The organism is Escherichia sp. AM3 (assembly GCF_032029835.1).
Lineage (GTDB): Bacteria > Pseudomonadota > Gammaproteobacteria > Enterobacterales > Enterobacteriaceae > Escherichia > Escherichia coli.
In genome coordinates this window covers 1-745 of record NZ_JAVUPQ010000453.1, presented here as the reverse complement: position 1 = coordinate 745, position 745 = coordinate 1, and the positions used below count along the sequence as shown (strand labels likewise).

General features: G+C 46.2%; 1 protein-coding gene. It reads right to left on the bottom strand.

All coding sequences use genetic code 11. From position 1 onward, the window contains the following. Positions 1–460: 460 nt before the first annotated feature. On the bottom strand, positions 461–733 hold the full coding sequence (locus RTW80_RS26555) for a hypothetical protein (protein WP_000160399.1): 273 nt from the start codon (positions 731–733) through the stop codon (positions 461–463). Between the last annotated feature and the right edge of the window lie 12 nt (positions 734–745).

The window sequence follows — 745 nt, the reverse complement described above, 5'->3', positions numbered from 1 at the left end:
CTCACTGGCAGGGAAAAGAATCTCACTTAATCTTACTCCATAAAAAACATGGTAGTTTTCTTTAAGATTATCATTTAAAATATTAACAGCCTTAGCATATTTTTCGGTAATAAACTCTCTCACCTGATATTTCATAAAATTCTCCGACAAGAACCGACTGTAGGTCACCGGGCAAACGTTGCGGAATGGCGTCAGAGACGTCATTTTACGGCGTTTGCCCTATCCTGCATCGCAGTGAATCTGGCGCCGCTCATAAATTGTGCTTGAGCATCAACAAAAATGCAAAAAGGCTGATGTTGTCATGGCTGAACATACGTACGTCTGCGACCGGAAACCCGATCAATGCGGTAAGGACAGTGCCGTCAGGTTCGCTCCGCGAACGGTCTGGCAGGAAGCGCAAGCGCAGTCCCGCGCAATATATCAGAAAGCACCTCCCGAAATACGGGAGGGCTTCGGCTATTCAGCTAAGGTTGCTCTGTTCAGGTTGCTGAGTGTAGCCTTCCATGCCCTGACGGGCATCAAAAAGCCAGCGCCGGAAGTTACTCATTCTTTCAAGGTTAGCTTTGCTTGGTTTTTTGCCACGATTACCACTTAATATCCGCCAGACTCGTATTCCTGCTTTATTAGTCCAGTGCAGAACAATTTCTCCTTTGCTGTTAAAAGCAAGAGAAAAGCGTACAGCGCCTTGCCGCAATTCTCCACTGACAAAGGACACAAAATCATGTTTTGTCATAAAGCCTCCGGT